13 protein-coding genes and 2 tRNA genes are annotated in these 13828 nt (G+C 67.7%); 6 read left to right on the top strand and 9 right to left on the bottom strand.

What is annotated here, in order from left to right; all coding sequences use genetic code 11:
- Positions 1-137 precede the first annotated feature (137 nt).
- Positions 138-211: transfer RNA gene (locus tag WBP48_RS06115), tRNA-Gly, on the bottom strand.
- 108 nt (positions 212-319) lie between these two features.
- Here WBP48_RS06115 and WBP48_RS06110 point away from each other — a divergent pair.
- From WBP48_RS06110 to clpX, 5 genes are all read left to right on the top strand, one after another.
- A tRNA-Pro gene (locus tag WBP48_RS06110) sits at positions 320-396 on the top strand.
- A gap of 75 nt (positions 397-471) precedes the next feature.
- Complete coding sequence (gene tig, locus WBP48_RS06105) at positions 472-1905, top strand: trigger factor (RefSeq protein WP_424437619.1); 1434 nt, start codon at positions 472-474, stop codon at positions 1903-1905.
- A gap of 155 nt (positions 1906-2060) precedes the next feature.
- Positions 2061-2645 carry an ATP-dependent Clp protease proteolytic subunit gene (locus WBP48_RS06100; RefSeq protein WP_424437616.1) on the top strand — a complete coding sequence of 195 codons (585 nt, stop codon included), beginning with the start codon at positions 2061-2063 and terminating at the stop codon, positions 2643-2645.
- A gap of 20 nt (positions 2646-2665) precedes the next feature.
- On the top strand, positions 2666-3361 hold the full coding sequence (locus WBP48_RS06095) for an ATP-dependent Clp protease proteolytic subunit (protein ID WP_424437613.1): 696 nt from the start codon (positions 2666-2668) through the stop codon (positions 3359-3361).
- A 154-nt stretch (positions 3362-3515) separates the two neighbouring features.
- Complete coding sequence (gene clpX, locus WBP48_RS06090) at positions 3516-4784, top strand: ATP-dependent Clp protease ATP-binding subunit ClpX (protein ID WP_424437610.1); 1269 nt, start codon at positions 3516-3518, stop codon at positions 4782-4784.
- Here clpX and WBP48_RS06085 read toward each other — a convergent pair.
- From WBP48_RS06085 to WBP48_RS06055, 7 genes are all read right to left on the bottom strand, one after another.
- A complete protein-coding gene (locus WBP48_RS06085; protein WP_424437607.1) occupies positions 4781-5350 on the bottom strand; it encodes a YdcF family protein in 570 nt (189 codons plus the stop codon). The two genes, clpX and WBP48_RS06085, sit on opposite strands and share 4 nt — an antisense overlap.
- 19 nt (positions 5351-5369) lie before the next feature.
- Complete coding sequence (locus WBP48_RS06080) at positions 5370-7427, bottom strand: M3 family metallopeptidase (protein WP_424437604.1); 2058 nt, start codon at positions 7425-7427, stop codon at positions 5370-5372.
- A 45-nt stretch (positions 7428-7472) separates the two neighbouring features.
- Positions 7473-7721, bottom strand: a complete 249-nt coding sequence (locus WBP48_RS06075; RefSeq protein ID WP_424437601.1) for a hypothetical protein — start codon at positions 7719-7721, stop codon at positions 7473-7475.
- A 1-nt stretch (position 7722) separates the two neighbouring features.
- Positions 7723-10308, bottom strand: a complete 2586-nt coding sequence (valS, locus tag WBP48_RS06070) for a valine--tRNA ligase (RefSeq protein WP_424437598.1) — start codon at positions 10306-10308, stop codon at positions 7723-7725.
- 198 nt (positions 10309-10506) lie between these two features.
- Entirely contained in the window at positions 10507-11325 is an 819-nt protein-coding gene (locus WBP48_RS06065) for a MetQ/NlpA family ABC transporter substrate-binding protein (RefSeq protein WP_424437595.1), read from the bottom strand.
- Positions 11326-11363: 38 nt separating this feature from the next.
- Positions 11364-12047, bottom strand: coding sequence for a methionine ABC transporter permease (locus tag WBP48_RS06060; protein WP_424437592.1), 684 nt, complete (start codon positions 12045-12047; stop codon positions 11364-11366).
- Positions 12044-12823 (bottom strand): methionine ABC transporter ATP-binding protein, encoded by a 780-nt coding sequence (locus tag WBP48_RS06055; protein ID WP_424437589.1) that lies wholly within the window; start codon positions 12821-12823, stop codon positions 12044-12046. The genes WBP48_RS06060 and WBP48_RS06055 overlap by 4 nt, the downstream gene beginning before the upstream one ends.
- A 64-nt stretch (positions 12824-12887) precedes the next feature.
- Between WBP48_RS06055 and WBP48_RS06050 the strand changes: the two genes are divergently transcribed.
- Complete coding sequence (locus WBP48_RS06050; protein WP_424437586.1) at positions 12888-13310, top strand: OsmC family protein; 423 nt, start codon at positions 12888-12890, stop codon at positions 13308-13310.
- 52 nt (positions 13311-13362) lie between these two features.
- On the opposite strand, the gene WBP48_RS06045 is transcribed toward WBP48_RS06050, so the two are convergent.
- The coding region (locus WBP48_RS06045) for an ABC transporter permease subunit (protein ID WP_424437583.1) at positions 13363-13828 on the bottom strand (466 nt) is incomplete at its 5' end.

The raw sequence follows: 13828 nt of genomic DNA, 5'->3' as shown, positions 1-13828 counted from the left end.
GGGTGACCGGTCCCCGCCCGCCCGCTGACCGGTCGCCGCCCGCGAGACCGCCGCTGCGGGTCGAGACCCCAGATTGTTTGCGGGGGTTTCGACGCAGGGACGCGGTCTCGCGAGGGGAGTAGGCGGCGGCGTCGATGTGGAGGGGATGACGGGAATCGAACCCGCGCAATCAGTTTGGAAGACTGAGGCTCTACCATTGAGCTACATCCCCGAGCCTGCGATGACGCAGAACCTCGAAGAGTCTACTAGGTCGGGTCGACTAGACTGACCAACGGCCGTTTCGGCGCACGCACGCCTCCGGTATCGGTAACTGCGCGCCCGGGGCGTAGCTCAGCTTGGTAGAGCGCCCGCTTTGGGAGCGGGAGGCCGCAGGTTCAAATCCTGTCGCCCCGACCACGGCCCACCACAGACCCAGACCCACACCACCACGGACGCGCGCGTGCGCGGCCGCACACGAGGAGAACAACAGGCATGGTCACCAGCACCGTAGAGACGCTCAGCCCGACGCGGGTGAAGCTGCACATCACGGTCACCCCCGATGAGCTGAAGCCGAGCATCACGCACGCATACGAGCACATTGCCCAGGACATCCAGATCCCCGGCTTCCGCAAGGGCAAGGTCCCCGCACCGATCATCGACCAGCGCGTCGGTCGCGGTGCCGTCATCGAGCACGCCGTCAGCGAGGGTCTCGATGCGTTCTACCGCGAGGCCGTGACGGCAGGCGGGGTCCGCATCGTCGGCCGCCCGTCGGCCGAAGTCGTCGAGTGGCCGAGTGACAAGGACTTCTCCGGCGACCTCAAGGTCGAGGTCGAGGTGGACGTCCGTCCGGAGTTCGAACTGCCCGCCCTCGACGACCTCACCGTCGAGATCGACGCCGTCGAGACCGACGAAGCCGCCATCGATGCCGAGCTCGACCGTCTGCGCGCCCGCTTCGGCACGCTGATCACGGTCGACCGCCCCGCGACGACGGGTGATTTCGTCGAGCTGAACCTCGTCGCCACGATCGACGGTGTCGAGATCGATCGCGCTGAAGGCGTCTCGTACGAGATCGGGTCGGGAGAACTGCTGGAGGGCATCGACGAGGCCATCGACTCGCTGACGGCCGGTGAGGACACGACCTTCCGCAGCACGCTGATCGGCGGGGACCACGCCGGTGAAGAGGCCGAGGTCTCCGTATCGGTGATCGCCGTAAAGGAGCGTGAGCTCCCTGACGCGGACGACGACTTCGCACAGATGGCGAGCGAGTTCGACACGATCGCCGAGCTGCGCGAGAGCCTCTCCGAGCGCGTCGCCGAGCAGTCGATCTATGTGCAGGGCGCGACTGCGCGCGACAAGCTGCTCGAGACGCTGCTGGCCGGGGTGGAGATCCCCGTTCCGGCCCAGCTGATCGAGGACGAGGTCCACGCCCACCTTGAGGGCGAAGGGCGCTTGGAGGACGACGAGCACCGCGCGGAGGTCACCGAGGCCAGCCAGAAGCAGTTCCGCACCCAGATGGTCCTCGACAAGCTCGTCGAGGCGCACGAGGTGCAGGTCTCGCAGGATGAGCTCACCCAGTACCTCATCCAGTCGGCCGCGCAGTACGGCATGGCCCCGCAGGAGTTCGCCGACGCGCTGCAGGAGGGGAATCAGCTGCCCGCCATGGTGGGCGAAGTCGCGCGCAACAAGGCCCTCGCGATCGCGCTCGGCAAGGTCACGGTCGTCGACACCAACGGCAAGCCCGTCGACCTCACCGGATTCGTGGCCATGGACGACGAGGAAGAGGCCGAGGCCGAGGTCGTCGAAGAGGCGGAAGTGATCGCGGATGCTGCGGCGGATGCCGACGACGCCGCCGCCGAGACCGCCGAGAAGCCTGCCAAGAAGGCGGCTGCCAAGAAGAAGGCGACCGAGAAGGCCGACGCCGAGTAGAGCCGTTTCGACTCGCTGCGCTCGCCCCGCGACGAGCGCAGCGAGGAGTCGAAACGTGGTTCGCGCGTCGCTCCGCCGACGGCGAACACGGGCGGGGTCTGGATGCGGCGTCGGTAGATTCGATGGCGTACGGAAACCCGGAATCAGGAGTATCCATGGCTGAACCACTTGTCGCGACGAGCGTCTTCGACAGGCTGCTGAAAGACCGCATCATCTGGCTCGGATCGGAGGTGCGCGACGAGAACGCGAACGAGATCTGCGCGAAGATCCTGCTCCTCGCCGCCGAGGACAGCGAGAAGGACATTTACCTCTATGTCAACTCGCCGGGCGGTTCGATCACCGCCGGCATGGCCATCTACGACACGATGCAGTTCGTACCCAACGACATCGTCACCGTCGGCATCGGCATGGCGGCTTCGATGGGCCAACTCCTGCTGACGGCCGGCACCAAGGGCAAGCGCTACATCACACCGAACGCCCGTGTGCTGCTGCACCAGCCGCACGGTGGCTTCGGTGGCACGGCGAGCGACATTCAGACGCAGGCTCAGCTGATCCTCGACATGAAGAAGCGGCTCGCAGAGATCACCGCCGCTCAGACGGGCAAGTCCGTCGCCCAGATCAACGCCGACGGTGACCGTGACCGGTGGTTCACGGCGGACGAAGCGCTCGAATACGGCTTCGTCGACCACATCCGCGAGTCCGCCACCGATGTCATCGGCGGCGGCGGGACCGACAAGTGACCACGGGAGGACCGAGAGAAATGAACATCCCCACCGCCGGCCTGCCGCAGGGCTTCCCGATGCCCCGGAGCCAGATGCCCCAGAGCCAGATGCCCCAGAGCCGCTACATCCTCCCGCAGTTCGAAGAACGCACCGCCTATGGCTACAAGCGTCAGGACCCGTACAACAAGCTGTTCGAGGACCGCGTGATCTTCCTCGGCGTGCAGGTCGACGACGCGTCGGCCGACGACGTCATGGCGCAACTGCTGGTCCTGGAATCGCAGGATCCCGACCGCGACATCATCATGTACATCAACTCGCCCGGCGGCTCGTTCACCGCCATGACGGCGATCTACGACACGATGCAGTACGTCTCGCCCCAGATCCAGACGGTCGTCCTCGGTCAGGCGGCATCCGCGGCATCCGTCCTGCTCGCCGCCGGCGCGCCGGGAAAGCGCCTCGCGCTTCCCAACGCCCGCATTCTCATGCACCAGCCCGCTGTCGGCGAGTCCGGGCACGGCCAGGCCTCGGACATCGAGATCCAGGCCGCCGAGATCCTGCGAATGCGGACATGGTTGGAGGAGACGATGGCACGCCACACCAACCGCACGCAGGAGCAGGTCAACAAGGACATCGATCGAGACAAGATCCTGTCCGCCACCGAGGCGCTCGAGTACGGGATCGTCGATCAGGTGCTGACCTCGCGCAAGCGTCAGCCTGCCGCGATCGCCTCCTGACTCCCGCAACCACGTGAAGTCCCGCCGCGTCCGAGCATCCGGGCGGCGGGACTTTGCCGTCGAGAACGTTGCGCAACGCGTCGCAATCCGCCGGATGTCGTGGGGAGAGGTTAGGCTCGAACAGCACCTGAGAGTTCTCTGAAGGGGAAGCACCATGGCTCGTATCGGTGAGAGCGCCGACCTGTTCAAGTGTTCCTTCTGCGGCAAGAGCCAGAAGCAGGTGCAGCAGCTCATCGCCGGCCCCGGCGTGTACATCTGCGACGAGTGCGTCGAGCTGTGCAACGAGATCATCGAAGAGCGCATGGCGGAGTCCGGCGACGGTGTGGTGGCCGACTTCGATCTGCCCAAGCCTCGCGAGATCTATGCGTTCCTCGAGGAGTACGTGGTCGGACAGGATGCCGCGAAGAAGGCCCTCGCTGTCGCCGTGTACAACCACTACAAGCGGATCCGTGCGCACGGCACGCTGCAGCCGGCCGAGCAGCGGGCCGACGCCGTCGAGATCGCGAAGAGCAACATCCTTCTTCTGGGACCGACCGGATGCGGGAAGACCTATCTTGCGCAGACTCTGGCCAAACGGCTGAACGTTCCGTTCGCCGTCGCCGATGCCACGGCCTTGACAGAAGCGGGATACGTCGGCGAGGACGTCGAGAACATCCTCCTCAAACTCCTGCAGGCGGCCGACTTCGACGTCAAGCGCGCCGAGACGGGCATCATCTACATCGACGAGGTCGACAAGATCGCCCGCAAGGCCGAGAACCCCTCCATCACGCGTGATGTGTCGGGCGAGGGCGTGCAGCAGGCACTGCTGAAGATCCTCGAGGGCACGGTCGCCTCGGTGCCGCCGCAAGGCGGGCGCAAGCATCCGCACCAGGAGTTCATCCAGATCGACACGACCAACGTGCTCTTCATCGTCGCGGGGGCGTTCGCGGGCTTGGAGGACATCATCTCGTCGCGCGTCGGTAAGCACGGCATCGGTTTCGGGGCCCCGCTGCAGGAGAAGGGTGCAGAGCTCGACCTGTTCAGAGAGGTACGACCGGAGGACCTGCACAAGTTCGGCCTCATCCCGGAGTTCATCGGTCGCCTCCCGGTCGTCACTTCGGTCGCTCCGCTCGACCAGGAAGCGCTCATCGAGATTCTGACCGGTCCGAAGAACGCGTTCGTCAAGCAGTACCAGCGCATGTTCGAGATCGATGGGACGCAGCTCGAGTTCGAAGACGAAGCGCTGCGGGCGATCGCCGACCTCGCCGTCGCCCGCAACACCGGTGCCCGTGGCCTGCGCGCGATTCTCGAAGAGGTACTGGGTCCGATCATGTTCGAGATCCCATCGGTCGACGATGTCGCAAAGGTGATCGTCACGCGCGACGCCGTCACGCAAGGCGCCGCGCCGACCCTCGTGCTGGAGCGCAAGCGCAAGAGCGCCTAACGGTGCACCGCGGTCCGGATGACCTCGTAGAGCACCGCGAGAGAGAAGCCGACCGTCCAAAGGCCGCGCCGGTCGTAGGCCGGCGCGACAAGACGTGTCGCGAGGTCGGGTCGTGTCGCCCACAGAATCGATCGCGCCCGGTGAGCGTGGAACGGGTTGGACACGATCGCAATGCGCGTCGCCCCGTTCAGCAGCGGTGCCGAGAGTGAGAGGTTCTCGAACGTAGAGCGCGAGCGGCGCTCCACGGCGACCCTACGGGCGAGTCCGCGTCGCCGAGCGTAGGCCGCGAGGAGGTCCGCCTCGATCTGTCCGCGAACATCGCCGCCCGAGAAGACGACCAGGTCGGCGTCATACCGATTCGCGGTCCGGATGCCGGAGCGTGCACGCCAGCGGTTGACGAGGTTGATCCGCGGGCTTCGGTTCCCGAATCCCAGCACCAGGACGACAGTGCGGCCCGGCATGCCTTGGTTGCCGAGTTTCCGGCGGTCGGCGAGGGATGCTGCGGCATCAGCCGCGAGCATCGCCGAGCAGGCGACCGCGGCGACGAGCAGGGGGAGTGGGCGCATCGCGGCTGAGCCGGGCAGGCTACGCGTCGAGGCCGCGGCGCTTCAGCAGCGGGGCGATGTCGGCGTCGCGGCCGCGGAAGTCGCGGTAGGCCTCGAGCGGATCCTTCGATCCGCCGACCCCGAGCAACAGCGAACGGAACCGGTCGCCGTTGGGCCTGGTCAGGCCGCCGTTCTCACGGAACCACTCGACGGTGTCGGCATCGAGCACTTCGCTCCAGATGTAGGAGTAGTACCCCGCGCTGTAGCCACCGGAGAACACGTGGGCGAAGTACGTCGAAGAGTATCGCGTCGGCACGAGCGGGTTGTCCAGGCCGATGTCGGCGAGCGCCGCCCTCTCGAATGCGGCGACGTCGTCGACCTCCGCTGCGGCGTCGGCGTCGAGCGAATGCCAGGCCTGGTCGATCCAGGATGCCGCGAGGTACTCGCTCGTTGCGAAGCCTTGATTGAACGCTTCCGAGGCGTGCAGCCTGTCGACCACCTCTGCCGGCAACGGCTCGCCCGTCTCGCGGTGCCGCGCATAAGAGGCGAGGACCTCGGGCCACAGGATCCACATCTCATTGACCTGGCTCGGAAACTCCACGAAGTCGCGGAAGACGGCGGTGCCCGCGAAATGCGGGTAGGTGACCGTCGCGAACAGGCCGTGCAGGGCGTGCCCGAACTCGTGGAACATCGTCGTCACCTCGTCGAGGGTGAGAAGTGTCGGCTGGCCCGCCGCGGGCTTGGGGACGTTGAGGTTGTTGACGACGATCGGGCGGGTGCCGCGCAGCCGGGACTGCGACACGATCGAGTTCATCCACGCTCCTCCCCGCTTGGTGTCGCGCGTGTACAGATCCAGGATGAACAAGCCGACGGCGGAACCATCCTCGTTGCGCACTTCGAACACCCGCGCATCGGGGTGATAGGCGGGCAGATCCTCGCGCTCCGTGAACGTGACGCCGTACAATGCGTTCGCCGCGAAGAAGACCCCGTTCTGGAGCACCCGCTCCGCCTCGAACCACGGTCGCAGCGCACCGCGGTCCAGGTCGTACTCGGCCGCCCGGACTTTCTCGGTGTAGAACGCCCAGTCGTGCGCCTCGAGCATGAAGGGTTCGTCCTCGGCATCCACCAGGCTCTGCAAAGCGTGCTGTTCCGCACGCGCGTTGCGCGCCGCGGGAACCGCGAGTCGGCGCAGCAGTGCGTGAACCGTGTCGGGGGAACCGGCCGTCTCGTCGCTCGTCACGTATGCGGCGTGGCTGTCGTAGCCCAGCAGCGCGGCGCGGCGGGCGCGCAGCCGGACGATCTCGCGCAGTACCTCGCGGTTGTCGTGCTCGTTGCCACGCGCGCCTCGGCGGCGCGACGCATCGAGCAGGCGACGGCGACTCTCGCGGCTCGTGAGGCTCGACAGATACGGATGCCCCGTGTACAGCGTCAGCGTGACGACGTAGCGCCCCTCGAGCCCGCGGTCGGTCGCGTTCTGTGCGGCGGCGGACAGCTCGCCCTCGGTGAGCCCGTCGAGGTCGGCGGCGTCATCGAACACCACGGCCAGCTCGTTGGTGTCGGCGAGCAGGTTCTTCTCGAAGGTCGTCGTCAGTACCGACAGGCGCTGGTTGAGCTCGGTGAGCTCCTGCTTCTGCGTCTCATCGAGAGCGGCACCGGCGTGCGTCAGCTCGCGGAAGTGCCGCTCGACGAGGTACCGGTCCTCGGGCTCGAGCTGCAGTGCGTCGAGCTGATCGTGCAGCGTCTTGATGCGCCAATACAGCGCGCCGTCGAGCTGGACGGCGTCATTGTGTGCCGCCATGAGGGGCGCGAGCGTCTCCTCGATCGCCTGGATCTCCGGTGTCGCGTCCGCCGATGACACGGTGTAGAACGTGCGGGCGACGCGGCCTAGCAGCTCGCCCGAGCGTTCCAGAGCCAGCATCGTGTTCTCGAACGTCGGCATCGAGCGTGCCCGCGTGATGTTGGAGATCTCCCGGCGATGCTCGGCGAACGCGGCCTCGAACGCCGGGAGGTAGTGCGACGGCGAGATCCCGCGGTAGTCCGGAAGTCCATAGGGGAGTGGACTGGGGGCGAGCAGGGGGTTGCTGTCGGCATCCGTCATGCCTCCACCCTAGAATCCCGTCGGGAGGATCCGTCGCGGACGGTCTCAACCGAAGTCGTCCTCCTCGTCGTGTCGCACGACGACGTCGCCGGATGCCGTGGCCTCCACGATCACCCCGGTGTCGAGTTCCGCGATCGGGCGGCCCTCGAGGAAGGTCAGCGTCCAGTGCGGGCGCGGCTGCCCGAGATCATCGCCGGGCAGCGCGCGGTCGACGGCCGAGATCTGCGCGTGCAGTATCTCCGGCACGGCCGCAGGGGGTGCCTCGCCGCTCATCCAGCGCGTTCCGAGTCGCATGTCAGGCGTCCTGTGCGACGAGTTCGACGGTGTCGATCGTGAGTGTGCTCCCGCCGGCCAGCAGTTCGAGGTCCGCGATACGCCCGACCGCCCTGAGGTCGCCCTCCGCCTGTTGCAGCGCCGAGATCGTCGCGCCCTCGGCACGGACCACGAGGCGGGACACGGGGGTCTTCTGCGACGCCTTCGCCTCGGTCTTGGCGCGACGGATGCCGACGAGTGCGGCACTGACGGCGGTGAGCACTGCGGGGTCACCCTCGATACCGCGCGGCTCAGGCCACGGCGCGGTGTGGATCGAGCCTTCCTCGAACCATGACCAGGCCTCTTCCGTCGCGAACGCGAGGATCGGGGCGAGCAGGCGCAGCAGGGTCGACAGGGCCAGTCGCAGCGCGAGGGCGGCGGATGCCTGGCCCACGTCGGTCCGGTCGTACGCGCGCTCCTTGACGAGTTCGAGGTAGTCGTCGCAGAAGGTCCAGAAGAACGCCTCGGTCACTTCGAGCGCGCGAGCGTGGTCGTACTCCTCGAACGCCTTCGTCGCGGTGCGCACGATCCCGTCGAGCGTCGCGAGCATCGCGGCATCCAGCGCGTGGGTGATCTCGGCGCCCTCGGGCACCGGGAACGACAGGACGAACTTGGCGGCGTTGAGCACCTTGATCGCCAGCCGGCGGCCGATCTTCACCTGCGTCGGGTTCTGCGGGTCGAAGGCCGCGTCGGCACCGAGGCGGCTGGACGCCGACCAGTACCGCACGGCGTCGGTGCCGTGCGCCTCCAGGATGTCGGCAGGGGTGACGACATTGCCCTTCGACTTCGACATCTTCTTGCGGTCGGGGTCGACGATGAATCCGCTGATCGCGGCATCCGTCCACGGTGCGCGGTCGTCTTCGAGAGCCGAGCGCACCATGGTGGAGAACAGCCAGGTGCGGATGATGTCCTGACCCTGCGGTCGCAGGTCGAAGGGAGCAACGAGGTTCCAGAGCTCGTCGTCGCGCTGCCAGCCACCGGCCAGCTGCGGGGTGAGCGACGAGGTCGCCCACGTGTCGAAGATGTCCTTCTCTCCCTCGAAGCCGCCCGCGATGCCGCGCTGGGCTTCGGTATAGCCCGCCGGCACGTCCGTCGTCGGGTCGACCGGCAAGCTCGCGAGGTCGGGGGTCAAGACCGCGCCGTCGACGCGTTCGCCGTCCTCGTCGAGCGGGTACCAGACCGGAATCGGCACGCCGAAGAATCGCTGGCGCGAGATGAGCCAGTCGCCGGTGAGACCGTTCGTCCAGTTCTCATAGCGCACGCGCATGAAGTCGGGGTGCCAGTTCATCTCGCGGCCGAGCGCGATGAGCTTGTCGCGGAACGCCTCGTCGCGGGCGCCGCCCCGCAGGTACCACTGCCGGGTCGAGACGATCTCGAGGGCCCGGTCACCCTTCTCGTAGAACTTCACCGGGTGGCTGAAGGGCTTGGAGACCTCGAGCAGCTCACCCGAGACGGTCAACAGGTCGACCATCCGCTTCTTGGCGCTGAACACCGTGAGGCCGGCCAGCTGCGCGTAGGCGTCCTTCGCGGCATCCGTCACGATGACGTCGGGAGCCTCGGCGATGATGCGCCCGTCCTGCCCGAGGATCGTGCGGTTGGGGAGGTCGAGCTCGCGCCACCAGATGATGTCGGTCACGTCGCCGAACGTACAGATCATCGCGATGCCCGACCCCTTGTCCTGCTGTGCGAGCGGGTGGGCGAGGATCGGCACCTCGACGTCGAACACGGGGGTGCGCACGGTCTGGCCGAACACCGGCTGGTAGCGCTTGTCGTCGGGGTTCGCAACGAGGGCGACGCACGCGGCGAGCAGTTCGGGCCGGGTCGTCTCGATGTGGATGTCGCCGGTGCCGTCGGTCTTGTGGAAGGCGATGCGGTGGTAGCTCGCCTGCTGCTCGCGGTCTTCGAGCTCGGCCTGGGCGATCGCGGAGCGGAAGTCGATGTCCCACAGCGTCGGCGCGAGTGCCTGGTACGCCTCACCGCGTTCGAGGTTGCGCAGGAAGGCGAGCTGGCTCGTGCGGATCGTGTCGACCGAGATCGTGCGGTAGGTCTGGGTCCAGTCCACCGACAGCCCGAGCTGGCGGAACACGTCCTCGAACGCCTTCTCGTCCTCTTCGGTCAGTGCCTCGCAGAGCTCGATGAAGTTGCGGCGGCTGATCGGCACCTGGTCGGCGGGCTTGAGGCTCTTCGCGTCGCCGTGGAACGGCGGCGTGAAGTCGGGGTCGTACGGCAGTGAGGTGTCACACCGCACGCCGTAGTAGTTCTGCACGCGACGCTCGGTCGGAAGCCCATTGTCGTCCCAGCCCATCGGATAGAACACGGTCTTGCCGCGCATGCGCTCGAAGCGGGTCTTGACGTCGGTGTGCGTGTAGCTGAACACGTGACCGATGTGCAGGCTGCCCGACGCCGTGGGCGGGGGAGTGTCGACCGAGAAGACACCCGCGCGTCCCATCGCCTTCGTTGCGGCCTTGGCGGCATCGCGATCGAACAGGTAGGTGCCCTGCTCGCGCCAGGCGGCATCCCACTTTCGCTCGAGGCCTTCCAGCGCGGGCTTGTCGGGAATGGTCGACATGGTGAAACTCCTCGAGCGGTATAGGCGGCACTGTGTGAGCGTGCCTGAGTGTGGGTTGTCGAGCCAGTTTACCCGGGCCCAGCCATGGGACGTTGCGTCGGATGCTGAGGAGATGACGGATCCTGAGGACGAAATCCCGGCATCCGATCCTCAGAATCCTGCAATCTCCTCAGGAACCTGCACCCGCCCCGGCCGCGGTCAGAACGCGGGCTCGATCGTGGGGTTGGCCTCGATCACCGCAAGAACCTCGTCGCTGGTGAACGCGGTGATGAGCGCGTCGGTCGCGGGCGTATCGGCATCCTCCGAGCGCACGACGAGGTTCAGCGCGAAGCGATCGTCGAGCTCGGTGAGGAGGCCGTCGTCCTGCGGGTTCAGCCCGAGAGCTGCGATCATCGACGGCCACTGGAAGACGAGGTCGGCTTCGTCGTACGCGGTGTTCAGCTGCGCGATCTCGACCTCGAGGAACTGCAGATTCTTGGGGTTCTCGGTGATGTCGGCGGTTGTGGCCTCGTAGGGGTCGACGTCCGGATCCAGTGTCAGGATGTCATTGTCGGCGAGGAGCTTCAGGGCCCGGCCCGCGTTGGCGGCGTCGTTGGGGATGGCCACGACGGCGTCCTGCGGCAGGTCGGCGATGTCGTCGAGGGTCTTCGAGTAGAAGGCGATGACGAAGTTGTACACGGGCGTCATCCCGCGAAGCGACGCGCCGTTCTTCTCGTTGAACAGCTCCATGTAGGGCACGTGCTGTGAGAAGTTCGCGTCGAGGTCGCCGGCGGCGAGCATGTTGTTGATGGTGACGTAGTCGCTCACCTCGACCAGCTCGATCTCGTAGGCGGGGTCGATCGCCTGCGCGGCGGCCTCGACGACATCGGTCATCGGCGAGGACACCGCGCCGACCCGGAGCGTCACCGGCTCGCCGCCGGGCGCGCTCGAATCGGGCCCGGCGGACGACGTGCAGCCGACCAGGAGTGCCGCCGCAGCAGCGAGCGCCGTGATGGCCTTCAAGGGACGTGAACGCATGGATTCTCCTTGTTCGTGGTGTGGGTCTGCTCGGCGCGTCACCGGTGGTCGAGCCGCTCGGACAGGCGCTGGCCGCCCGCCTGGATGAGCAGCACGATCACGATGATGACGAGGATCGTGAAGTACATGAGGCCGTGGTTGTACTCGGCGTAGCCGTAGCGCATCGCGAACGCGCCCACGCCGCCACCGCCGACGACGCCCAGCACGGTGGAGTACGAGATGAGGCTGATGGTTGCCGACGTCAGGGCGTACACGAGTCCCGGCAGCGCCTCGGGGAACAGGATGCGGGTCACGGTCTGGGGGAGCGTCGCCCCCATCGTCCGCGCGACGCGCGGGATGCCGGGGTCCACTTCGCGGAGGATCTGCTCCACGAGGCGGCCGTAGATGGCGACGGCGACGACGCACAGCGAGAACGAGGCCGCCGGCGTGCCGAACGTCGTGCCGTACACGAGCCGGGTGACAGGAACGAGGAACACGACCAGCAGCAGGAACGGGAAGGACCGCACGACGCTGATGTACAGGTTCGCGATCGCCCACGCGACTCGGTTCGGCGCGATTCCGGTGCGCCCGGTGAGGTACACGATCATGCCGAGCGGCAGCCCCAGGAGCACGGCGCAGGCGAGAGAGACGGCCAGCATATAGCCGGTCTCGCCGATCGCCTGCAAGAGCTCGGGGCCCCGGCCGTCGAGCACACCTTCCAACCCATCGCCGAGCGCACTCACGCGGACAGCTCCCGCCGGGCGCGATCCAGGTAGGGAACGGACGCGGTGAGCGGTCGGCGCGTGACGGTCAGCACGTCCTGGAGCACGCCGCGCTCCAGCAGCGCCACCCGGTCGCAGACGCCGCGGACGACGTCGAGATCGTGCGTGACGACCACGACGGTGGTCCCCAGGCGGGCCCGCGCGTCCAGCAGTACCTCCAGAATGCCGTCGGTGGTGCTGCCGTCGAGTGATGAGGTGGGCTCATCGCAGAGGAGCAGGCGTGGCCGCGTCACGAGGGCGCGAGCGATGCCGACGCGCTGCCGCTGGCCGCCGGAGAGCTGGGCGGGGTAGCGATGGCCCATGCCGCCGAGGCCGACGAAGTCCAGGATCTCGGCGACCGCCTCGCGCTCCGCGGTGCGCTCTGCCCGGGCGATGCGACCGGCCGGATCGCATCGCGCCAGCCGCAGGGGCAGCGCGACGTTGCTGTGCACGGTGCGGTTGCTGAGCAGGTGCACTCCCTGGAAGACGACGCCCATCGACCTGCGCAGGCGCCGCAGCGCGGCGGCGTCGAGGCCGCCGAGTTCTTCTCCCAGTACGCGGACGGTGCCTTCGTCCGCGACATCGGCCGCCGTCAGGAGGCCGAGCAGCGTGGTCTTGCCCGCCCCGCTCTCGCCGATGATCCCGAACACCTCGCCCGCAGCGATCGTGAGATCGATGTGGTCGAGCGCCGGATGCGCGTTGCCGTAGCGTCGGGTGACGCCATCGAGTTCGATGACGGGCGCAGGGGAGGAGGGCATGCTCAGGGGAGGGATTCCGATGACAGGAGGAGGGTTGCTGTACCGAGTCCAATATCATGGGCGCATGACGGTCAGGTACCGCACGAGTGCGATCAACCATGACGGCGGCGACGGCGTGACAGCCGTTCCGGACGGCCTGGCCGTGAGCGTCTTCAACCCGCTCTCGCCGGACGCCGACACCACGGCATCCAATCCCGAGCAGCTCTTGGCGCTCGCCTGGGCGACCTGCCTGAACGCGACGGCGCAGGCGGTCGTGGGCCGCGAACGGCGCACCGCCGTGCGCGTCGAGGTCGCGCTGCGCGACGCCGAGCGCCGGCCGGGCTACGAGTTCGAAGTCACCGCGTTTCTGTCGGCAGAGGGGTTCGACGACGAGGCGACGACGCGGCTTGCGGATGCAGCGCACGCGCGTTGCCCGGTCTCACGGCTGCTGCACGGGGCGCCGACTGCGACCGTGCGCACCGAGGCCTACGTGACTGCCGCCGCCTGACGACGCGGAGGAGCAGCGGGCGGTGCCGCGGAGAGCAGCGGCTCGCCAGTGGTCACCCACGTCGGACGGAGAGCTCCGCGCCGGCCCCGACGTCGGACTCCGCCTCCCTGCTCCCACGCGCGGCGCCGCCCACCGGCAGTGAGGCGAGAGAGACGGCGAGGACGGATGCCAGGATCAGCGCGATCGCAGGCGCGAGCACCGTCCACGGAGCGCGCTCGACGTAGCCCATGCCCTCGCCGAGGATCAGCCCCCACTCCGGCGTCGGCTGATGCGGCCCGAGCCCGAGGAAGCCGAGCGCGGCGAGGGCCAGCGCGATGCCGGGCAGCCGGAGCACGGCGTGGCGAGAGACCGGGCCGACCACCGCGGGGAGCACGTGCCGGAACATGATGCGGGCACGGCTCACGCCGAGCACCGGCAGCAGCGTCACATGCGGCTGCGCCTTCGCCTCGACCACGAGTGCCGCGGTGTGCGCCGCCAATGGCGCCCAACTGACCAGCGCGACGGCAACGGCGGCCCCG

Origin of the sequence: Microbacterium sp. (assembly GCF_049661145.1) — a bacterium.
In the GTDB taxonomy this organism is placed as follows: domain Bacteria; phylum Actinomycetota; class Actinomycetes; order Actinomycetales; family Microbacteriaceae; genus Microbacterium.
The sequence above is the reverse complement of the archived record's forward strand: the minus strand, read 5'-3'. Positions and strand labels throughout refer to the sequence as shown.

What these genes read in the sequence shown, in the direction of transcription:
- WBP48_RS06080 (WP_424437604.1), bottom strand. Translation starts at nt 7,427, where the DNA reads ATGACGGATGCCGACAGCAACCCCCTGCTCGCCCCCAGTCCACTCCCC.
- WBP48_RS06100 (WP_424437616.1), top strand. Translation starts at nt 2,061, where the DNA reads ATGGCTGAACCACTTGTCGCGACGAGCGTCTTCGACAGGCTGCTGAAA.
- tig (WP_424437619.1), top strand. Translation starts at nt 472, where the DNA reads ATGGTCACCAGCACCGTAGAGACGCTCAGCCCGACGCGGGTGAAGCTG.
- WBP48_RS06095 (WP_424437613.1), top strand. Translation starts at nt 2,666, where the DNA reads ATGAACATCCCCACCGCCGGCCTGCCGCAGGGCTTCCCGATGCCCCGG.
- WBP48_RS06055 (WP_424437589.1), bottom strand. Translation starts at nt 12,823, where the DNA reads ATGCCCTCCTCCCCTGCGCCCGTCATCGAACTCGATGGCGTCACCCGA.
- clpX (WP_424437610.1), top strand. Translation starts at nt 3,516, where the DNA reads ATGGCTCGTATCGGTGAGAGCGCCGACCTGTTCAAGTGTTCCTTCTGC.
- WBP48_RS06085 (WP_424437607.1), bottom strand. Translation starts at nt 5,350, where the DNA reads ATGCGCCCACTCCCCCTGCTCGTCGCCGCGGTCGCCTGCTCGGCGATG.
- WBP48_RS06075 (WP_424437601.1), bottom strand. Translation starts at nt 7,721, where the DNA reads ATGCGACTCGGAACGCGCTGGATGAGCGGCGAGGCACCCCCTGCGGCC.
- valS (WP_424437598.1), bottom strand. Translation starts at nt 10,308, where the DNA reads ATGTCGACCATTCCCGACAAGCCCGCGCTGGAAGGCCTCGAGCGAAAG.
- WBP48_RS06050 (WP_424437586.1), top strand. Translation starts at nt 12,888, where the DNA reads ATGACGGTCAGGTACCGCACGAGTGCGATCAACCATGACGGCGGCGAC.
- WBP48_RS06065 (WP_424437595.1), bottom strand. Translation starts at nt 11,325, where the DNA reads ATGCGTTCACGTCCCTTGAAGGCCATCACGGCGCTCGCTGCTGCGGCG.